This is a genomic window from Streptomyces sp. NPDC047880 (genome assembly GCF_040706515.1).
GTDB lineage: Bacteria > Actinomycetota > Actinomycetes > Streptomycetales > Streptomycetaceae > Streptomyces.
Genome location: NZ_JBEZOK010000011.1, coordinates 1 through 19,755, shown reverse-complemented (window position 1 = coordinate 19,755; position 19,755 = coordinate 1). Strand labels below are relative to the sequence as shown.

Annotated in this window: 13 protein-coding genes and 4 pseudogenes; 8 read left to right on the top strand and 9 right to left on the bottom strand. The window is 71.8% G+C overall.

Annotated features, from left to right (window positions below; translation table 11 throughout):
- Positions 1-230 precede the first annotated feature (230 nt).
- Both AB0937_RS18320 and AB0937_RS18315 read left to right on the top strand, forming a co-directional pair.
- A pseudogene (locus AB0937_RS18320) lies at positions 231-347 on the top strand (DUF2510 domain-containing protein); the annotation flags it as partial.
- 474 nt (positions 348-821) lie between these two features.
- A pseudogene (locus AB0937_RS18315) lies at positions 822-1,670 on the top strand (hypothetical protein); the annotation flags it as partial.
- Positions 1,671-1,823: 153 nt separating this feature from the next.
- On the opposite strand, the gene AB0937_RS18310 reads toward AB0937_RS18315, so the two are convergent.
- On the bottom strand, positions 1,824-2,432 hold the full coding sequence (locus tag AB0937_RS18310; RefSeq protein WP_366712864.1) for a TetR/AcrR family transcriptional regulator: 609 nt from the start codon (positions 2,430-2,432) through the stop codon (positions 1,824-1,826).
- A gap of 165 nt (positions 2,433-2,597) precedes the next feature.
- On the opposite strand from AB0937_RS18310, the gene AB0937_RS18305 reads away from it, so the two are divergent.
- Complete coding sequence (locus AB0937_RS18305; protein ID WP_366712863.1) at positions 2,598-3,401, top strand: phosphatase PAP2 family protein; 804 nt, start codon at positions 2,598-2,600, stop codon at positions 3,399-3,401.
- Positions 3,398-4,345, top strand: a complete 948-nt coding sequence (locus AB0937_RS18300; RefSeq protein ID WP_366712862.1) for a hypothetical protein — start codon at positions 3,398-3,400, stop codon at positions 4,343-4,345. Before AB0937_RS18305 ends, AB0937_RS18300 begins: the two co-directional genes overlap by 4 nt.
- On the opposite strand, the gene AB0937_RS18295 is transcribed toward AB0937_RS18300, so the two are convergent.
- Positions 4,335-6,386 carry a phosphocholine-specific phospholipase C gene (locus AB0937_RS18295; RefSeq protein ID WP_366712861.1) on the bottom strand — a complete coding sequence of 684 codons (2,052 nt, stop codon included), beginning with the start codon at positions 6,384-6,386 and terminating at the stop codon, positions 4,335-4,337. The two genes, AB0937_RS18300 and AB0937_RS18295, sit on opposite strands and share 11 nt — an antisense overlap.
- Positions 6,387-6,555: 169 nt before the next feature.
- Between AB0937_RS18295 and AB0937_RS18290 the strand changes: the two genes are divergently transcribed.
- Entirely contained in the window at positions 6,556-7,839 is a 1,284-nt protein-coding gene (locus AB0937_RS18290) for an MFS transporter (protein ID WP_366712859.1), read from the top strand.
- Here the strand turns inward: AB0937_RS18290 and AB0937_RS18285 are convergent.
- The 4 genes and pseudogenes from AB0937_RS18285 to AB0937_RS18270 all read right to left on the bottom strand — a co-directional run bounded on the left by AB0937_RS18285 (position 7,818) and on the right by AB0937_RS18270 (position 10,567).
- On the bottom strand, positions 7,818-8,684 hold the full coding sequence (locus AB0937_RS18285) for a hypothetical protein (protein ID WP_366712858.1): 867 nt from the start codon (positions 8,682-8,684) through the stop codon (positions 7,818-7,820). The two genes, AB0937_RS18290 and AB0937_RS18285, sit on opposite strands and share 22 nt — an antisense overlap.
- Before the next feature lie 353 nt (positions 8,685-9,037).
- Positions 9,038-9,289, bottom strand: a pseudogene (locus AB0937_RS18280) (peptidoglycan-binding protein); the annotation flags it as partial.
- A gap of 36 nt (positions 9,290-9,325) precedes the next feature.
- Positions 9,326-9,466 (bottom strand): annotated as a pseudogene (locus AB0937_RS18275) (LysM domain-containing protein); the annotation flags it as partial.
- 165 nt (positions 9,467-9,631) lie between these two features.
- Positions 9,632-10,567 (bottom strand): transcriptional regulator, encoded by a 936-nt coding sequence (locus AB0937_RS18270; protein WP_366712856.1) that lies wholly within the window; start codon positions 10,565-10,567, stop codon positions 9,632-9,634.
- Here AB0937_RS18270 and AB0937_RS18265 point away from each other — a divergent pair.
- The gene (locus tag AB0937_RS18265; protein ID WP_366712855.1) at positions 10,566-10,700 is read left to right on the top strand and encodes a hypothetical protein; all 135 of its coding nucleotides are present in this window, start codon (positions 10,566-10,568) and stop codon (positions 10,698-10,700) included. The genes AB0937_RS18270 and AB0937_RS18265 overlap by 2 nt on opposite strands.
- 362 nt (positions 10,701-11,062) lie before the next feature.
- Here the strand turns inward: AB0937_RS18265 and AB0937_RS18260 are convergent, their stop codons facing one another.
- On the bottom strand, positions 11,063-11,749 hold the full coding sequence (locus AB0937_RS18260; RefSeq protein ID WP_366712853.1) for a response regulator transcription factor: 687 nt from the start codon (positions 11,747-11,749) through the stop codon (positions 11,063-11,065).
- On the bottom strand, positions 11,746-13,041 hold the full coding sequence (locus AB0937_RS18255; protein WP_366712852.1) for a sensor histidine kinase: 1,296 nt from the start codon (positions 13,039-13,041) through the stop codon (positions 11,746-11,748). Before AB0937_RS18255 ends, AB0937_RS18260 begins: the two co-directional genes overlap by 4 nt.
- Before the next feature lie 221 nt (positions 13,042-13,262).
- Here AB0937_RS18255 and AB0937_RS18250 point away from each other — a divergent pair, with 221 nt between their 5' ends.
- Both AB0937_RS18250 and AB0937_RS18245 read left to right on the top strand, forming a co-directional pair.
- On the top strand, positions 13,263-13,955 hold the full coding sequence (locus AB0937_RS18250; protein ID WP_234850007.1) for an ABC transporter ATP-binding protein: 693 nt from the start codon (positions 13,263-13,265) through the stop codon (positions 13,953-13,955).
- Complete coding sequence (locus AB0937_RS18245; protein WP_366712850.1) at positions 13,952-16,378, top strand: FtsX-like permease family protein; 2,427 nt, start codon at positions 13,952-13,954, stop codon at positions 16,376-16,378. The genes AB0937_RS18250 and AB0937_RS18245 overlap by 4 nt, the downstream gene beginning before the upstream one ends.
- A 171-nt stretch (positions 16,379-16,549) precedes the next feature.
- Here AB0937_RS18245 and AB0937_RS18240 read toward each other — a convergent pair.
- Positions 16,550-19,755, bottom strand: a 3,206-nt coding sequence (locus AB0937_RS18240; protein ID WP_366712848.1) for an amino acid adenylation domain-containing protein, incomplete at its 5' end; no start/stop codon positions are given.

Here is a 19,755-nt window from a genome sequence, read left to right as displayed (position 1 = left end):
ACGTCGTGGGCCGGTGGCGAGGGAGGAGGCTTGAGGAGGCTCCGGCGAAGACGTACGCGCGTTTCGCGCTCGCGTTCTTCTTCCGTCCGGCGGAGCGGAGCTTTTCGGCCGCCCGGAGGAGCTAGTGGGTGGGCGCGGCGTCCGGCGCGGGGTGTGGCGCGGAAAGTGGTGGAACAGCGGGTTCCGACTCCTCTCATGCCTCTTTCACCGACGCCTCATACGGTGGGGGCATGACGCAGGAGACACCTCCCGGGTGGTACGCCGATCCCGGACAGACAAGTGACGGGCCCGCCACCGAGCGCTGGTGGGACGGCAAGGCCTGGACGGACCGCATCCGCCCGGCGCAGCCGCCCGCGACCTGGGGTCCCCCGGCAGGCCCGGCGTCCACCGGTCCCGCACCCACCGATCAGGCCGCTGGCGGCACGTCGCCCGCACCGGCCGAATCCGAGTTGCCGGGGACCGGAGAGCCGGCCGGTGCGGCGTCGCCGACGAGCGGTGAGACGCCGGGAGCCGGGAAGCAGGCCGGGACCGAGGCGCCCGGGGCCGGAGAGCCGGCCGGTGCGGGATCGCCGGAGGCGGGGAAAGCGACCGGCGCCGAGGCCCCGGCGGAGCACCCGGCCGCCGGGCTGCCAGGCGGGACCGGCCGGCCGGGCGATGCCGGACAGGCGGCAGGCGCGGGGCAGCCGGGCGATGCCGGGCACCCGGGGGCCACCGGGTACCCGGCGAGCGGCTGGGGGCCGGGTGCCACCGGGTACCCGGGTACCGCTCCGCATCCGGAAGTCGGCGGGCAGCCCGGCGGTTCCCATCCGGCAGCCGTCGGACACCCCGCCGCCTATCCCGCCTACCCCGCCTATCCCACCGCGCCTCCGGGCGGTCAGGGGCGGCGGCTGCGCATAGGTGCGGCCGTCGCTGCGGCCGTGGTCGTCCTCACCTGCATCGGTGTGGGCGTGTACGCGCTGACGGACGACGGCGGCAAGGGCGATTCGCCCACCTCGCAGGCGCCCGGCGGGCCCGGCGCACCCGGGGGCCAGGGCGGGCCGGGCGGCGGGCCGGGCGGGCCGGGCGGCTCCGGAGGGTCCGGTGGCGACGGCGGGTCCGGCGGGCAGAGTCCGCGGCCCGAGCAGTCCCAGCCGCCGAAGATCAGGAGCGGGTCGGTGACCGACACGGTCAGCGGCATCAGTCTGCCGATACCCGAGGGCTGGTACGGCCAGCAGGCCAACGCCGGTGCGCAGGTGACGTCCGACGACTCCTACAAGTGCCCCGGCGACACCTCCTCGACGTGCACGAAGGGCGGCGCCTACTCCGCCCCGGCCCTTCTCCTCGGCACCAAGGGCGCCACCGCCGAGGAGACAGCCAAGGCGGACATCGCGAAGAACGCCGAGGAGTCCTACGGCGGCAAGTCCTACGGCGGCATCACCTCCCACGACGTACTCGACTCCAAGGCCGTGACCGTGGCCGGGCAGCGGGGCTACCTGGTCCGCTGGAAGGCCGTCACGAGCAAGGGCGCGGACGGCATCGTGGAGTCGCTCGCGTTCCCCTCCCCCGCGAACGCCAAGCAGATGGTCGTCGTGCGGTTCGGCGTCGACGCGGACCAGAAGGAGGCCGTGCTGGACGAGATCACCAAGGGCATCAAGGTGTCGACGGGCAGCGGCAACGGCCAGGACGTCTGACGTCCCGGCCCATGGACGCAGGTCGGCCGGGTGGGGCGCCCCCGCCGCTCACAGGGGCACCCCACCCGGCCGGGGGGTGCGCGCCGCCCCCGTCCCCACGGGTCGGCGCGGTCGGGTCACCGTCCGTTCATCCGGCGGACGGCGGCCCGGGTCTCAGGTCAGGTCCAGTGCCGGCAGTACGGCGGCCTCCACGAAACGGACCAGGTAGTCGGGGTCGGCCCACTCGCCCTCCAGGACGGGCCGCACCCGCAGGACCCCGAGCAGCTGGGCCGGGATGTACTCCAGTGCCGGATGGTCGGCGGGGACCTCTCCGCGTTCGACCCCGCGCCGGATGATCTCCTTCAGCGCGGCGATCTCCGGCTCGACCAGCGCCTCGCGCAGCGCTCGCTGCAACTCCGGATCCTGGCCGGCGGCATGGGCGAGCGCCTGGAGCAGTTTGGTGTCCCGGCCGGACAGCTCGCCCGCCGCCCGGGCCGCCTCCCGCAGGTCCTCGGCGAGCGAGCCGGTGTCGATGCAGCGCGTCCGCCGGTGGGAGCGCAGCGCCGCCGCAACCAGCTGGGGCTTGGTCTTCCACTGGCGGTAGAGCGTGGACTTGCTGCACCGGGTGCTCGCGGCGACGCCTTCCATGGTGACGGAGTCATAGCCGCACTCCCCCAGCTGTTCCAGCACGGCGTCGTAGAACTCCTGCTCACGCTCCGGCGTGATCTTGGAGCGGCGCGTAGCACCGACCGGCTCGGGCCGGTCCGCAGCCTGCGACGTCATGGCGGTGCTCCTGGCTTCGGTAGGCGGCCGGAAAATTCCCGGCCGGCGGTGTGTCGTACGTCTATCGATACACCAGTGTACCGGTACGCAGCCGTATCGGTACACTGTCGTATCGGTACGCTCTCGTACCGATAACAGCACCACCGTCATCGAAGGGGCCGGGGGATGAATGCCCGCACCGAGCCTGCGCCGGCGGGGTCCGACGCGATAGCGCGACCGCCGCTCGTCCGGGAGCTCCTGCTCGTCGCAGGGCTCTTCCTCGTCTACAAGTTCGGCCGGCAACTGGCCACGGGCCACACCGGTGAGGCCCTCCGCGACGCGCACCGCGTGTGGGACTTCGAGCGGGCGGTCCATCTGCCCGGCGAGGGGGCGGTGCAGTCCCTGCTGCTGCACGGCGACGGCCTGGTGCACGTCGCGAACACCTACTACGCGGCCGTTCACTTCCCCGCCACCGTCGCCTTCCTGGTCTGGCTCTACCTGCGGCGGCCGGTCCACTACGTCTGGGCGCGCCGCGTGCTGGCCGCTGTCACGGCCGCCGCGCTGGTGCTGCACCTGCTGTTCCCGCTCGCCCCGCCGCGCATGCTCGCCGCGACCGGCCTGATCGACACGGCGCGGGTGTACGGGCCGTCGGTGTACGGCAACCCCGCGACGGACTCGCTGTCGAACCAGTTCGCGGCGATGCCGTCCCTGCACTTCGGCTGGGCGCTGATGGTGGCGGTCGGGCTGATCGTCGCGACACGCTCCCGGTGGCGGTGGCTCTGGCTGGCGCATCCCCTGCTGACCCTGCTGGTGATCGTCGGAACCGCCAACCACTACTGGCTCGACGCGCTCGTGGCGGCGGCCCTGCTCGGGCTCGCGCTCACGTTCGTTCACCTGCCGCACCGCACGGCGAGCAGGGCCGGGCGTGCGCAGGGCAGCCTCGTACCGGCGCAGCGGGACGAGCAGGCACTCGCGGGGGCCGGCCGGTGAGCGCCGTGGTGATCGCCGTCGCCCTGTCCCTGGTCTCCGCCGTCGCCTACGCCGCCGCCGCGGTCGCCCAGGAGCGGCTGGCGTCCCGTTCCCGGGGCGCGGGCACGCTGCGGCTGCTCGGCACCGGCGCCTGGTGGTGGTCGGTCGGGCTGAACGCGTCGGCCGCGCTCCTGCACGTCGTCGCCCTCCGGTACGGCCCGCTGACCGTGGTCCAGCCGCTCGGCGCGCTCACCCTGGTCGCGGCGGTGCCGATGGGGGCACGCATGGCGGGACGTCGGGTCGGCGCGGTCGAGTGGAGGGGCACCGCGCTGACGCTGCTGGGGCTGGGCGCCATCCTGGTGACGGCGTCCGGTCCGGCGCCGGACGACGTGCTGAGCGTTCCCGAGGCGCTGGCGGTGGCGGGTGTCACGGCGGCGCTCATCGGGGTGCTGTCCCGGCCGGGCGCCCGCCCCGGGCTGCGGCACGCGTCCGCGTCCGGTCTCGCCTCGGGGGTCGCCTCGGCCCTCACGCAGACGGTGACGGTGTCCGCGACGGACCGGTCCGGGCCGGTGCTGAGCGTTCAGGTGATCGGTGTGGCCCTGCTCGTGGCGGCGTTCGCGGCCGGCGGGCTGCTGCTGTCGCAGACCGCGTACCGGGGCGGGCTGGGCGGCCCCCTCGCGATGGTGACCCTGGCGAACCCGCTCGGCGCAGCGGTGATCGGCCTGTCGCTGCTGGGCGAACGCCTCCAGGGCGGTCCGGCGGGCGTGCTGCTCGCGCTCGCCGGGGCGGGCCTGGCGTCCTGGGGCGTGGTGCTGCTCACCCGGGCGGCGCCCACGGCCGCCCCGGTGGACGACGACCATCCGGTGGCCGCCGTCCTGGCACTGGAGCCCGGCTCGGCCACGACCGAACCGGCGCTGGTGCCCCGGCCGCACGATCCGGGGCACCTCACTCCCGTTACCCGGTGACGATCGCCGGGTCGCTCACCCCCGGCTGCCCGTTCTCGACGTGCCCCGCGAACCGCCGCAGGAACGCCTTGTGGCCCTCGGCGGTGACGGTCAGGTCGTACCAGCGGCGGCCGGCGGCGAGGTCGACGGTCCGGCATACCTTGGCGCCGGGGCGGACGGTGACCGTCGAGGGCCGGCCGCCGTAGCCGTCGGACATCTTCAGGCGGGCGGTTCCGGAGCCCTTGTTGGTGAAGGTCAGCTCGATGTCGTCGCCGGTGTGTCGGGCCGTGACCTCGCAGCCGGTCGTCCTGTTCGAGCCCTTGAAGGCACGCACGAAGCCGTTCGGGCCGTGCACGGTCAGGTCGTAGGTGCCCCCGGAGTACGCCGAGTTCCACGTGTCGGAGAGCGTCTTGCCGGCCTCGGTGGTGTACGTCCAGGGGCCGTCGCCGCGGTTGCCCGACGTGACGTGGAAGGCGCCGCCGGACTTCGCGCCGGAGGCGAAGGTGAGGGTGAGCTTCCCGGCCGCCGCGTCGACCGAGGCGTCCACGTGCGGGGCGTACTTCAGTGGCCGGGTGCGGCGCAGACCGCGTTCCTGCCGCGGCATGCGCGGGTCGGCCGGCGGGACGGGCTTGTAGTCGGGGTGGCGCTCGCGGTCCTGCGGCTCGTACGCCTCGGTGCCGGGCAGCGGGGCCGGGCGGGCGTCCTTGCGGGAGAAGTCGAACGCGGACGTCAGATCACCGCAGATGGCCCGGCGCCACGGCGAGATGTTGGTCTCGCGCACCCCGAAGCGGCGCTCCATGAACCGCAGGATCGAGGTGTGGTCGAGGGTCTCGGAGCAGACGTAGCCGCCCTTGCTCCACGGTGAGACGACCAGCATCGGCACCCGGGGGCCGAGTCCGTACGGGCCTGCCGTGTTCCCGGCGTCGCCCGGGAAGAGATCGAGGGAGACGTCGACGGTGGACAGGCCGCGGGAGGCGTCCTTCGGGGGCAGCGGCGGCACCACGTGGTCGAAGAAGCCGTCGTTCTCGTCGTAGGTGATGAACAGGGCGGTCTTCGACCAGACCTCCGGGTTGGAGGTGAGCGCGTCGAGGACCTGCGCGATGTACCAGGCGCCGTAGTTCGAGGGCCAGTTGGAGTGCTCGGAGAAGGCCTCGGGGGCGGCGATCCAGGAGATCTGCGGCAGCTTGCCGGCCTTCACGTCCGCCTTCAGCACGTCGAAGTAGCCGTCGCCGGCCTTGGCGTTCGTGCCGGTGCGGGCCTTGTCGTACCAGGGGTCGCCGGGCTTCGCGTCGCGGTACTTGTTGAAGTACAGCAGCGAGTTGTCGCCGTAGTTGCCGCGGTAGGCGTCCTGGATCCAGCCCCACGAGCCCTTCGCGTCGAGGCCGTCGCCGATGTCCTGGTAGATCTTCCAGGAGATGCCGGCCTGCTCCAGGCGCTCGGGGTAGGTCGTCCAGCCGTAGCCGAGTTCGTCGTTGCCGAGGACCGGACCGCCGCCGGTGCCGTCGTTACCCGTGTACCCGGACCACATGTAGTAGCGGTTGGGGTCGGTGGATCCGATGAACGAGCAGTGGTAGGCGTCGCAGACGGTGAACGAGTCGGCGAGGGCGTAGTGGAAGGGGATGTCCTCGCGGGTCAGGTACGCCATGGTCGTGGTGCCCTTCGCGGGCACCCAGCGGTCGTACTTGCCGCCGTCGTAGGCCTGGTGGCCGTCGGGCCAGGAGTGCGGCAGGCCCTCCAGGAACTGCATGCCGAGGTCGTCGGCGTCCGGGTGGAACGGCAGGATCTCCTTGCCGTCCTTCTCCTGGTGCCAGACGGGTTTGCCGTTACCGAGGGTGACCGGGCGGGGGTCGCCGAAGCCGCGGACGCCTCTCAGGGTGCCGAAGTAGTGGTCGAAGGAACGGTTCTCCTGCATGAGGACGACGATGTGCTCGACGTCCTCGATCGACCCGGTGCGGTGGTTCGCCGGCAGGGCGGCGGCACGCTGGATGCTGGCGGAGAGCGCACTGAAGGCCGTGGTGGCGCCCGCGAGTTGGAGGAAGCGGCGCCGGTTGACTTCGGACATGAAGGACAGACCTCTCATCCTGAGGTGCGGGATGGCCGGAGCGTGACTGAATCTGCGCGGAAGGAGTGTTTCAGGGACACCAAACGCCAAGGAAGGGGCGCGTGACACTCGTGTGAAAGTCGCCGGTACGGAGGGTGTGCCGGGGCGTTGTCAGGGGAGGGTGGGGGGCGTGACAGAGACGCAGACGGTTTCCCCGCCGACGAAACGGCCCGTTCGCCAGCTCCTCGCCGCCTCGGTGGGCAACGCGGTCGAGTGGTACGACTGGTACGCGTACACGTTTCTGGCCACCTACATAGCCGCCCAGGTCTTCCCCAAGAGCGCGGACAACTCGCTGGTGCCGCTGCTGTCCACGTTCGCGGTGTTCGCGGTCGGCTTCTTCATGAGGCCGGTGGGCGGGCTGCTGATGGGCGCCGTCGCGGACCGGCACGGACGGCGGGCCGCCCTCACGGTCACGATCCTGCTGATGGGCGGCAGCAGTCTGCTGGTCGGACTCACCCCGACGTACGCTGCGGTGGGCGTGCTCGCGCCGGTGATCCTGGTGCTGGCGCGGCTGCTCCAGGGCCTGTCCGTGGGGGGCGAGTTCGCGGCCTCGACGACCTTCCTGGTGGAGTCGGCGGGTCCCGGCCGGCGGGGGCTGTTCTCCAGCTTCCAGTACGTGTCGACGACGGTGGGGCAGCTGGCCGCCTCCGGTATCGCCACCCTGCTGGTGGACACGCTGAGCGACGGGCAGATGAACGGCTGGGGCTGGCGGGTGCCGTTCGTGCTCGGGGCCGTGCTGAGTCTGGCCGGCTTCTGGATCCGGCAGGGCGCGCAGGAGACCCGCAGCGCCGAACAGCAGCAGGCCCCGCGCCCCGGACTGTTCGAGGCGCTGCGCCGGCACCCTCGCGAGTCGCTCCTCATCGGCGGCATCACCGCCGGCGGCACCATCGCCTACTACACGTGGACGTCGTACCTGCCGACGTACGCCGAACTCAACGCGGGTGTCGAGAAGTCGGACGCGCTGCTCGCGGGCACGATCTCACTGTCCTTCTTCGCCCTGTTGCAACCGCTCGGCGGCGTGCTGTCGGACCGCTTCGGCCGCCGCCCCCTGCTGCTCTTCTTCGGCCTGGGCTTCGCGCTGCTGGCGGTACCGCTGCTGCACGCCCTGCGCGACTCGTTCGCCGTGCTGCTGCTCGTGCAATGCGCGGGCATGGTGCTGCTGACCGGCTTCACCTCGATCAGCGCGGCCGTGAACGCCGAGATCTTCCCGCCCCGGGTCCGCGCGGCGGGCATCGGCTTCCCCTACTCGCTGACGGTGGCCCTCTTCGGCGGCACGGCCCCGTACGTGGGCACGCTCTTCAAGGAGCAGGGGCACTCGGGGCTGTTCCCGTGGTACGTCGCGGTGATCTGTCTGGTGTCGTCGGTGGTGTACCTGCGGCTGCCGGAGACGGCTCACGCACCGCTGCGGCGGTGAGGGGGTACGTCGTCGGGAACCGGCTCACCGTCCTTGCCGTCGCCCTCGTGCGGCTCGTCGTGCGGTCCCGCACCGTTGGGTGACCCGGCGGCGGAGGCCGGCAGACCCTCCTTCACGGCGACCCGCTCGGGGTCGACCACGGCGTCGGTGGTCCTGCCCACCTCCGACAGCGTCATCTGGGCGCGGTCGTCGACGAGCCGGGTCACCAGGTGCTGCGCGGCGCCGAAGGCCGCGGCCCAGGCGAGGACCTGCGCCCGGCTGTCGAGGTCGCTGAGCCCGGGGACGAAGGCGCCGCGGATCAGCAGCAACCCGAGGAAGGCCGACAGGGCGCCGGTGGGCAGCTTCAGCACCGCCGACGCCAGCGGCAGCATGTACGGGGAGTCGGTGCCCCGGATGCGGCGCAGCGAGGCGATGACGGTGAGGGCGGCACCGGCGAGGCCGGCGATCTCGACGGTGAGGATGTCCGTGGCGCCGGCCAGGCGGCTCGGGTCCGTGTCGGCCGGCTCGTTGTGGTACTCGGCGGTGGGGCACACGACGGTGACCGTGCCTCCGGAGCCGCCCGAAGGCGCGAAGCACAGGCTCAGCGAACTGGGCGAGAACCACCCGTAGAGGGCCAGGTTCACCACCCCGATCATCACGAGGACCGTCGCGGCCCAGAGGGTGTTGCGCAGGCTGCGCACCCGGGCCAGTTCGTCGTCCAGGCTGCTGTACGCGGCGTCGAGCGCCCGGCCCATGAGATCCCGGTCGCTCCGGGTCACGTCGCCGGAGATGATGGAACGCAGTCTCAGGGCGAGCCGCACCCGGCGTGGGTCGTCCGCGTCCAGGTGATCCTTGACCAGTGCCATGACCTCACTGGCGCGGCCCGCGGCTTCTTCGTCGGAAACCAGTTGAATCAGCAACACCTCGGCGTTGCGGATATTCGAGCACACCCCCTCACGGGCCGCCGACCCCGACCACGGCTTCCGCCATCCGAAATCCTCGTCCGCGGCCGCGCGGGCTTTGTCGAGATGCCCCCGCATTCCCTCGAGGAGCGCTTTCCGGTCTCCGCGGACCCGTCGGGTGCTCTCGTGCTCCAGTTCCGCCTCGAGATAGGCGATACGTGCTCTGGCCCGTGCGCGCCAGGCGGTCCGGGGCGGGCCGGCGTGCGCTCCCCTCGTGATCCGTCGGCGCGTACGGGCGGTCCTGCTCTCGGTGCCGGTCACTCGTACACGGCGGGTACGTGCAGCCTGTCCCAGGATCTGCGGCCCGGTGTGCCATCAGCATCGTGGCCCGAGAAGCCGAGCTTGTGCTGCCACTTCGAGTACGACTTCCGGTCCGCCTCGCTCCACTGCGAGTCGGGTCCGCCGGCGTACGCCGAGCAGCCCTCCTCGATGAGGCGGTAGCCCATGGCCTCGATGACGGGACTGGTCACGGAGGACTGGAAGAAGTCGGCACCCGGGAAGGGTTCGTACTCTCCGTGCATCTCCGGCGCCGAGACGCGAATCTTCTGACCGGGGAATATGATGTCCGGATTCTCGATCTGAGGATTCCATTCGAGAATCTGATCCAGCGTCACATGGAACATGGACGCGATCTTGATGAGCGTGTCACCACGCTTGACGATATAGAACTCCGTTGCCTTTTCCATACATCCACGATAAATCCATCACCCGCCATAACGAAGTCGAGAATTCCGTTTCGCTTTCACTTTTTGACGCGGAAACCAGAGGGGCGCCTGAACGAGGCCCTAGCCCGTCAGGCGCCCCTGCGCACACACCCACCCGGGTCCGGAACGGACCCGCTCGACGTCCCCTTACCCGCCCACGGTCCGCCTGCTCGACGCCTGCATCTGCTCATCGAGGTTCCGCGCGAACTGCGACCAGGTCTCGGCGTACCGGCGTGCCAGGTTCATCACCAGGGCCCCGCAGTGCGGCGGGACCGCAGCGGTGAGCTCGCTCCACTGCTGCATGCCGACGGCGTTCTGGTGCAGCAGGCGCAGCAGGTTCCGCCCCTCCTCCTTGTGTCGCAGGGAGGGGTCGCGCAACAGCTTCTCCAGCACGTCCTGGGGATTGCCGTCACCCCGGTCGTCCGCGTGCCCGGCGGGCAGTGAGCACACCACGCCGGCGGGCTGGGCCGCCTTGCCCTGACGGGCCTTATGTCCGCGTCCGACGACCGGGTCCTGTCCGGCCCGCAACCGTCTTCGGACATCGCTCACGGTCGCCGGTGAGAGCCCCGCCAGACGCGCGATCTCCCGCAGTGAGGCGTCCGGGCGCTCACCGATCAGCTCCGCAGCGCGCCTGCGCCCCTCGTCGCTGCTGAGCGGACGGACCTTGCCGTCCCTGCCCACTCGCGCGTGCAGGTGCAGCACGCCGTCGTACTGCCGGCGGATGGCGGCCACGGTCTTGGCCCCGAGCCCGGCGGCACGCGCGACCGCCCGGTCCGACAGGTGCGGGTGGGATCTGACGATCTTCGCCGCCGCGGCCCGCCGGTCGGCCTGCGAGAGCGGCAGGCCGTGGGTCACGTTCGCCCGCACGGCACGCAGGAACGCCTCCTCGGCGCTGCCCTCGAAGAACTCCACGCTGATGGTCCGCTGCCCTCTGACGAAGGCGGCCATCAGGCGGTGCATCCCGTCGATGACATGCAGCGTCCGGCGGTCGACGAGTATGGGCGGCAAAGGCCCTTCCACCTCCGCCAGGCAGGCGACGTGCTCCGCGTCCGGCCCGCGCGAGCGCAGGGAGATGCCCGGCATGATCGAAGTGATGGGAATGTCCTGCACCGCCGGCGGGCTCACCTGCGAAGGCCCGGAGGACGTCGTCGGGCCGGTGTCGCGGGCGACGACTCCGGTGGTGGCCGCTCCGGTTAAGTCCGCGGCCGAGGAATAGTGAGAGTCGCCGATCATCTGATTCATTCTGTCCACCCCGTTGACTGACAGCTCACAGAATCTGACTTACGCCGCGACCGGTCGGCTCAGCACCACCGGTCCACACGACCGGAACGGGCCTGTGTACGGCCCGGTCCGGAGCCCGGGCACACCCCACCGGCGGAATCTGGAATTCCGTGCATCTCCCCCCGTTCTGAGATGTCGCCCGCGCCTTCACCACCAATGCTCACGCGTCACTCTGGTCATTGTCGAGCCCTCGGATAGAGGAAGGCGACATTCACAGGATCCGTCATGAGCCGTTCATCTCAACGCTCATGACAGCTCGTCAGTTCCCATGGGGGCCTGGCCCCTCCCGCCGCAGCGCTAGTTGCCACCCCCGGGTGCGATCAGACCCGTCTCGTAGGCGAAGACGACGGCCTGGACGCGATCGCGCAGGTCCAGCTTGGACAGGATGCGGCCGACATGGCTCTTGACGGTGGTGGGGCTCAGGAACAGCCGCTCGGCCAACTCGGCGTTGCTGAGTCCCGTGGCCAGCAGGCGGAGCACCTCCAGTTCACGCGGGGTCAGACCGGACAGGTCGCGGTGCGGCGCGACGGTCTGGGGTTCGTCGGGCACGGCGAAGCGCTCGATCAGCCGACGGGTGATCGTCGGCGCGAGGAGGGCGTCACCGGACTGCACCATGCGCAAGGCGGACACCAGGCGTTCGGGGGTGACGTCCTTGAGCAGGAAGCCACTGGCGCCGGCCGTGAGCGCGGCATAGACGTACTGGTCGAGGTCGTACGTGGTGAGGATGATGACCCGGGTCTCCGGCGGACCGTCACCGCCGAGGATGCGCCGGGTGGCCTCGATGCCGTCCATCACCGGCATCCGGATGTCCATGAGGACGACGTCGGGCCGCGTGCGGCGCACCGCGGAGACGGCCTCGGCCCCGTCTGCCGCCTCGGCCGCCACCTCGATGCCGTCCGCGGCGAGGATCATCTTGAAACCGGTGCGCACGAGGGCCTGGTCGTCCGCGATGACGGCGCGCAGCGGCGGCCGCTCCCCGCTCATGCCGCGCTCCGCGGGATGCGGGCGGCGACCCGGTAGCCGCCGTTCGGCGTCGGACCGGCCGTCAGTTCGCCGTCGTACACGGCCAGCCGCTCCCGCAGCCCCATGTGGCCGCGGCCGTTGCTCTCCACCGGCGGGGCGTCCTTCACGCCTCCGGTGTCCGTGACCTCGATCTCCAGGCAGTCGTCGGTGTATCCGATGGCGACCGAGGCCTCCGCGCCGCGTGCGTGCTTGATCGTGTTGGTCAGAGCCTCCTGCACGACCCGGTACGCCGCCAGGTCGACCCCCGAGGGCAGCGGTTCCGACGGCAGCGACACGCCGACGCTCACGGGCGTCCCGGCGGCCCGTACCCGGGCGACCAGCGCGTCGAGCTGCGCCAGCCCCGGCTGCGGCTCCAGGCCGTCGGGTCTTTCATGGTCCGGAGCCGCCAACAGGCCCATCACATGCCGCAGTTCGGCCATGGCGGCCCTGCCGCCGGCCTCGACGGCCAGCAACGCCTCCTTGGACTGCTCGGGCACCACGTCCATCACTTTGCGGGCCGCGCCCGCCTGGATCACCATCACGCTGACATTGTGGGTCACGACGTCGTGCAGTTCGGCGGCAATGCGCGCACGCTCCTCCGCGACGGCCCGGCGCATGGCCTCCTCCTGCGCCTGCTGCAGTTCGGTGACCCGGTCCCGGCTGGACGCCAGCCGCAGTTGCAGGAACCGGACGAGACTGGCCAGCATCCCTGCCACCAGCAGCACGAATCCCGGGCTGGACCAGCCCGGGAGCAGGGGATCGGCGTTGCGGAACGCGTAACCGGACAGTCCGGCGGCCACCACCAGGACGGCGATGGCCAGTATCCGGTAACGGCTGTACACGATGGCGCTGTAGGCACCGACGACACAGGCCAGGACGGTGATCCAGGAGGCGGAGCCACCGATGGCGAGCGCCGCGACCAGCACCGTCACGAACGTGGACAGCGGGTACAGGCGCCTCAGTCCGAGCGGCAGCGTCGACAGGATGACCATGGCCCAGGGGACGGGCGGAGCGTCTTCCTCCGCGGGCGCCTGATCGGGGCCGGGCGAGGGCGGCGCGGGCACGCCGGTTCCGACGTCGATCTTGGGGGGGTTCACATCCACCGGCCCGTTGCCGGGGTACCGCACCGCCACGAACAGAGCGAAGGCGGTCAGCACCACCGCCAGCACCACGTCCACGCGCACCGCCCGCTTCGACTGCGGGGCGGACTTCGCCTCGGGGCGCAGCGCGTCGATGAGCTGGTGAAGCCGGCGGCGCCGGTCTTGCGTCTCCATCCGTCCATTGTGGGGCGCTCGCCGCCCGGTCCGCGTCCACCTGCCTGATCAGGGCATTGTCTTCGAGGCCTACTCCTCAGGTAGGACACCCGGGCCGAATCATCCGCTGGGAGGGGCCGATGTTGGTTCCGCGGCCGACGCGCCGCGCGGGCGGCAGCCTCTAGGTTCACAGAGTCGGCAACGGCATGTGTCTCTCGCGATCGTAAGGACGGACAACCCGCATGAATCAAGTGATCGAGCTGGAAGGTGTGGCGAAGCGCTACGACACCGCCGGTGCGCCGGCGCTCGGACCGCTCACGCTCAGCGTCGCCAAGGGCGAGGCCCTTGCCGTGACGGGCCCTTCCGGCAGCGGCAAGTCCACCCTGCTGAACCTCATCGCCGGCCTGGACAAGCCGACCGAGGGTTCCGTGCTCGTCGCGGGGCGGCGGATCGACCAGTTGAGCGAGCACGCCCTCGCCAAGTTCCGTCGCGAGCACATCGGCATCGCCTTCCAGTTCTTCAATCTCCTCGACGACCTCACCGTCACCGACAACATCCAGCTCCCGGCCCAGCTGACCGGGACCAGCCGGCGCGCGGCCGCGGCCCGCGCGGGTGAGCTCATGGAGATGCTGGGCATCCAGAAGCACGCACGCGCCTATCCGGGCCGGCTGTCCGGAGGTGAGCGCCAGCGCGTCGGTGTCGCCCGGGCGCTGATCAACCGTCCCGAGCTGTTGCTGGCCGACGAGCCCACGGGTGCGCTGGACTCCGCCTCGGGCGCGGAGGTCCGCAAGCTGCTGATCGATCTGCACCGCGGTGGCCAGACCATCGTGCTGGTGACGCATGACCTGGCGCTGGCGGAGGCGTGCGCCAGCCGCACGATCCACCTGGTGGACGGTCACCTCGCCCTCGACACGTATGCGCAGGCCGTCCGATGAGCCTCTTCGGTAACGGCGCGCTGGGCCGCGTCGTACGCTCCGGGGTCGGCCGGCGGCGGGTGCAGACCCTGGTGATCGCCGTGGCCACGATGATGGCCGTGGCCTCGGCCGTGGTGGCCGGGGCCCTGATGGTCGCCGCGGCCGCTCCCTTCGACGACGCCTTCAAGAAGCAGCAGGGCGCGCACATCACCGCGCAGTTCGATCCGGCCAAGGCGAGTGCGGCGCAGCTGGAACACACCAAGAAGCTGGCCGGCGTCACGGCGAGCGCGGGGCCCTACGCGTCCACGGCGTTCCGCCCGGTGGACCAGTCGGGCTTCCGGATGCCGACGCTGACCGTGGTCGGGCGGTCCGGCGCGGACGCCGACGTCGACCGCGTGGAGCTGAAGTCCGGCCGGTGGGCGCAGAAGCCCGGCGAGATCGTGGTCGACGCGTCCTTCCAGGGCCCCTCCGTCGACATCGGCTCCACCCTCAAGGCGTCGGACACCCCCAACGCCCCGACCCTGTCGGTCGTCGGGTTCGCCGTGTCGGTCGGCAAGTCCGCCGACGCGTGGGCGACCCCGGCGCAGGTCGACGCGCTGGCGGCGCTCGGCAACCCCCTCACGACCCAGATGCTCTACCGCTTCGACCCCGCGAGCACGAAGCAGCAGATCCTCGCCGACCGGGCGAAGCTCGCCTCCGCCGTCGACTCGGGGGCCCTGCTGGGCACGCAGTCCTGGCTGGACACCAAGCGGGCCGCGGATCAGGGCGCGGCGGCGACCGTCCCGTTCGTGATGGCCTTCGGCGTGCTCGGCATCGTCATGTCGGTGATCATCGTCAGCAGTGTGATCAGCGGTGCGGTCGGCACGAGTCTGCGCAGGATCGGCATCCTCAAGGCCATCGGTTTCACGCCCCGCGAGGTCGTCCGCGCGTATGTGGCCCAGGCGCTGATCCCGGCCACGGTCGGCATCGCGCTGGGTGTCGTGCTGGGCAACCTGCTGGCGGTCCCGCTGCTGGCGGACACGGAGTCGGTGTACGGCAACGTCTCGCTGTCGGTGGCCTGGTGGGTGGACGTCGCCGTACCGGCCGCCGCGCTGCTCGTGGTCGGGCTCGCGGCGCTGATCCCCGCACGGCGCGCCGGACGGCTGAACACGGTCGAGGCCATCGCCGTCGGCCGGGCGCCGCGCCCGGGCCGCGGGCAGTGGGCGCACCGGGCCATGGGGCGGCTTCCGCTGCCCCGGCCGGTGACGTACGGGCTCGCCACTCCCTTCACGCATCCCGTGCGTGCCCTCGCGATGCTGCTCGCGGTGGCGTTCGGCACCGTCGCGGCCACGTTCGCGGTGGGACTGACCTCGTCCCTCAACGAGGTCGGCAAGTCGCAGGATCCCGAGAGCCGTGCCGCGGTCACGGTCACGACGGTCAAGATGAACAACGTCGCTCCCCCGCCGCCACCGCCTCCCGTGGAGGGCGGCGCCCCGGCGAGCCCCTCTCCCGTCGCTCCCAGCCCGGCGGCCGGCTCGTCCAAGCCCAAGGTGGCCGACCCGGCGAAGGTGCGGGCCGCCGTCAAGTCCGAGGCGGGGCTGGCGTCGTACTACGGCAAGCTCCAGACCGAGGTCGCCGTGGCCGGCGTCTCCGGCGCGGTGGAGGCCAGCCTCTACGAGGGCGACTCGCGCTCCGGCAGCTACGAGATGCTCTCGGGCCACTGGATCACCGGGAAGGGCCAGGTCGTCGTGCCGACGCGCTTCCTGGAGCGGACCAGCACAAAGGTCGGCGACACGGTGCGGATGACGTTCGAGAAGGAGAGCGCCGACCTGCGGATCGTGGGCGAATCCTTCGACACCTCCGGCAATGAGCTGGAGGTCCACGCGGACATGGCCAACTTCCCGTCGGCGCAGCCCGAGACGTTCCTCGTCGACGTGAAGTCCGGTGTCTCTGCCGACGAGTTCGCCCGGAAGCTGGCGGCGGTGGTGCAGCCGATGGGCGGTGACGCCACGACCGTCGTGGAGTCGGAGCAGAGCGGCGTCATCCTCATCATGGACGCGATGGCGGTGCTGCTCACCCTCATGCTGATCGCCGTGGCCGGTCTCGGCGTGCTCAACTCCGTCGTCCTGGACACCCGCGAACGCGTCCACGACCTGGGCGTGTGCAAGGCGATCGGCATGTCGCCGCGGCAGACGGTGAGCCTCGTGCTCGCCTCGGTGTCCGCGATCGGCGTGGTCGGCGGGCTGCTGGGCGTGCCGGCGGGGTACCTGCTGCACGGCGTCGTCATGCCGGTGATGGGACGCGCTGTGGGCACCGGTATGCCGTCGCCGGTCCTCGACGTGTACGGGCCGGTCGAGCTGCTCCTGCTGGGGCTGGGGGGCGTCGTGCTGGCGATGCTGGGCGCGATGATCCCGGCCGGGTGGGCGGCCAGGGCCCGTACGGCCACGGCCCTGCGCACCGAGTGACGCCGGACGCAGCACACAGCATGAAAGGACAGCCCGGCCCGGTAAAGGGCCGGGCTGTCCTCCTGCGTACCACCCGGAGCCGTGCGCGGCGTCGCCCGGATGCGCCGCCGGACGGGCCGGGCCTGCGCTCATCGGCACAGGCCCGGCCGTCACCGGGGGCCCTGCGACGGCTCACGCGCCGTCGGGCCTGCGCATGCGCCGCAGCGCGGGCCTGGCCTCGGGCCGCCGGTCACCCTGGCCGGCGAGCCAGCCCGCGAGTGCGGCCGGCGTGGGCGAGGTGAAGACGGTACGGATCGGCAGCTCCTCGCCCAGCACCGTACGCACGCGGCTGACCAGGCGCGTGGCCAGCAGCGAATGACCGCCGAGGGCGAAGAAGTCGTCGTCGGCACCGACCGTCGGCAGGCCCAGCACCCGTGCGAAGGCCTCGCAGAGGATCCGCTCCTGTTCCGTGGCCGGTTCCCGTCCGGCCCCCGCCGACTCGGCGACATCCGGCTCCGGCAGCGCCGCGCGGTCCAGCTTGCCGTTGACCGTCAGCGGAAGCGCGTCGAGGACCACGACCGCCGACGGCACCATGTACTGCGGCAGAGCCCGCGCGACGTGATCGCGCACCGTCCGGCCGAGCACGCCGTCATCGGCGTCCGACCGGTCACCCGCGGGCACGACGTAAGCCACCAGACGCACCTCACCCGAGGCATCGGCGCGCAGGGTCACCGCGGCGCGGGCCAGCGCGGGGTGTCCGGTCAGTACGGACGCGATCTCCTCCGGCTCCACCCTGAAGCCACGGATCTTCACCTGTGCGTCGGCCCGCCCGGCGAACACCAGCCGCCCCTCGGCCGTCCACCGCACCCGGTCACCCGTCCGGTACATCCGCTCACCGGGCCCGGTGTACGGCGAGGCCACGAACCGCTCGGCCGTCAGGTCGGGCCGCCCCACGTACCCGCGGGCCAGGCTGGAGCCCGCGACGTACAGTTCGCCCGCCACCCCGACCGGCACGGGGGCGAGCCGGTCGTCGAGGACGAACGCCCGCACACCGCTGATCGGGCCGCCGATGTCCGGGTCGTCGCCGACCGCCAGCGGCCGGGACATCGTCGCGCACACCGTCGTCTCCGTCGGCCCGTAAGCGTTGACGAGCCGCCGCCCCGGCGCCCAGCGCCCCACCAGTTCCCTGCCCAGCGCCTCACCGGCCGAGACCAGGGTCGTCACCGGTGCCAGGTCCTCGGGCGTCATCTCCGCCAGCACCGCCGGCGGCAGGGTCACGTGCGTCACCGCGTGCCGGGACAGGACCCGCGCCAGCCCGGGCCCGGGCAGCAGCTCGTCCGCCCCGGCCACGACGAGGCAGGCGCCGGACGACAACGCCACGACCACGTCCGACACCGCCGCGTCGAAGCTCATCGACGCGAACTGCAGCAGGCGGCTCGATCCGTCCACGGCGAAGCGGTCCGTCTGCGCGGCCGCCAGGTTCGCCAGCCCGGCATGCGACACGGCCACGCCCTTGGGCCGCCCCGTCGAACCGGATGTATAGATCACGTAGGCCATCCGCTCGGGCGTTCCGGCCACCCGGGGAGCCGTCACCGGAGCCGTCTCCAGGGCGGCCGCCACCCCGGGATCGTCCAGGTTCAGTATCCGAGGCCCCGCAGCGGAGAAGCGCCGCGTCAGGTCGCTCCGCCCGACGACGGCATCGGCCCCGCTGTCGGAGAGCATGAACGCCAGCCGCTCCCCCGGGTACTCCGGATCCAGGGGCAGATACGCCGCACCTGCCTTCCAAACGCCCAGGATCGCGGCCACCGCCTCCACGCCCCGCGGCAGGCACAGGCCCACCACGGACTCCGGCCCCACCCCGTGGTCCCGCAGGAGGTGCGCCAGGCGGTTGGCCCGCGTGTCGAGTTCCGCGTACGACACCTCGGTCGTACCGGCCACGACCGCCGCTGCGTCGGGAGTCCTGGCCGCCTGCGCCTCGAACAGTTCCTGCGCCGTCACCGCGACGACCTGCGCGCCGGTGTCGTTCCACTCCGTCAGCACCCGCCGCAGTTCGTGCGCGGGCACCGCCTCGACGGCCACGAACCGTGTGTCGGGGGCCTCTTCCAGCGCGGTCACCAGGTTGCCGACGGTGGTGTGCAGCATGGAGCACAGGGCGTCGGCGTCCACGGAGGCCACCGCGTCGACGGTGAGGGCGAACCCCGAGCCGAGGTCGTCCACCGCCACGGCGACCGGGTAGTTGGTGCGTTCCCGGGTGAGCAGCAGGCTCACACCGTCCGGCATGGTGCCGCTGCCCCGTTCCGCTGTGTGGGCGGCGGTCTGATGGTGCCGGTAGTTGAAGATCGAGGTGAACAGCGGGCTGCCGCCGGACACGCCGCCGGCCCGTTGTGCCAGCGCCAGCGGAGCGTGCTCGTGCACCAGCAACCCGGCCAGCTGGTCGCGCAGTCCGAGCAGTACGTCGGTCACCTTCGACGATCCCACGCGTACCCGCACGGGCAGGGTGTTGATGAAGGGCCCCTGGACGCGGTCGGCTCCGGCCCCGGCGTTCATCCGGCCGAAGAGGACGGTGCCGAACACCACGTCGTCCCGGCCGCTGACCGTCGCGAGGACACGGGCCCACGCCAGGTGGAACACCGTGGCCGGGCTGACACCGAGCGACCTCGCCGTCTCGCGTACCCGACCCGCCAGTTTTTCGTCGACGGACCACCGTGCGCGGTCCGCGTCGGTGCCGTCGCCGTGGACGTCGAGCAGCCCGTACGGGGCCGTGGTCTCCTCGACGTCCCCGAGCAGGTCACTGAAGTACCGCTCGTGCTCCTCCCTCGGCACCCCCAGCCGGGCCTGCGCCACGAAGTCCCGGAACGGAAGCGCTTCGGGAAGCGTGTCGCCCCGGCCCGACAAGAAGGCGCCCAGCTCCCTCAGCAGGGCTTCCTGACTCGTGTGGTCCCGCACGGTCTGGTGGATCCGGATGAGGCACACCCATCGGTCACTGCCCGGCCGGGAGGCGGTGTGCGCACGGATCAGCGGAGCGCTGCTCAGGTCCATCCGGCCCCCGGCGTGCGCCAGCAACTGCCGCACCGTGTCGCCGCCTTCGGGATCGGCCACGAACTCCTCCACGGGCAGCTCCACTTCGCGCAGAACCACCTGGACCGGCTCGCGCAGTTCCTGCCACAGGATCGCGGTCCGGTAGATGTCGTGCCGGTCCACCACCCGCTGCAACGCCCCGAGGAACGCGTCCAGCCGCTCCCGCGACTCCAACTCGAGCACGATCGGCAGCACATAGACGTCACCGCCCTCCTGATCAGCGACCAGGTGGTGGAAGAGGATGCCTTCCTGCAGCGGGGCGAGCGGGTAGATGTCGGCGATGTTGGCCGCGCCGCCCGGTATCCGCCCCACGACATGCT

Coding starts and splice junctions, on each gene's coding strand:
- AB0937_RS18310 (WP_366712864.1), bottom strand. CDS start 2,432: ATGACGTCGCAGGCTGCGGACCGGCCCGAGCCGGTCGGTGCTACGCGC.
- AB0937_RS18305 (WP_366712863.1), top strand. CDS start 2,598: ATGAATGCCCGCACCGAGCCTGCGCCGGCGGGGTCCGACGCGATAGCG.
- AB0937_RS18295 (WP_366712861.1), bottom strand. CDS start 6,386: ATGTCCGAAGTCAACCGGCGCCGCTTCCTCCAACTCGCGGGCGCCACC.
- AB0937_RS18285 (WP_366712858.1), bottom strand. CDS start 8,684: ATGGCACTGGTCAAGGATCACCTGGACGCGGACGACCCACGCCGGGTG.
- AB0937_RS18265 (WP_366712855.1), top strand. CDS start 10,566: ATGATCGAAGTGATGGGAATGTCCTGCACCGCCGGCGGGCTCACCTGC.
- AB0937_RS18270 (WP_366712856.1), bottom strand. CDS start 10,567: ATGCCGGGCATCTCCCTGCGCTCGCGCGGGCCGGACGCGGAGCACGTC.
- AB0937_RS18260 (WP_366712853.1), bottom strand. CDS start 11,749: ATGAGCGGGGAGCGGCCGCCGCTGCGCGCCGTCATCGCGGACGACCAG.
- AB0937_RS18255 (WP_366712852.1), bottom strand. CDS start 13,041: ATGGAGACGCAAGACCGGCGCCGCCGGCTTCACCAGCTCATCGACGCG.
- AB0937_RS18250 (WP_234850007.1), top strand. CDS start 13,263: ATGAATCAAGTGATCGAGCTGGAAGGTGTGGCGAAGCGCTACGACACC.
- AB0937_RS18245 (WP_366712850.1), top strand. CDS start 13,952: ATGAGCCTCTTCGGTAACGGCGCGCTGGGCCGCGTCGTACGCTCCGGG.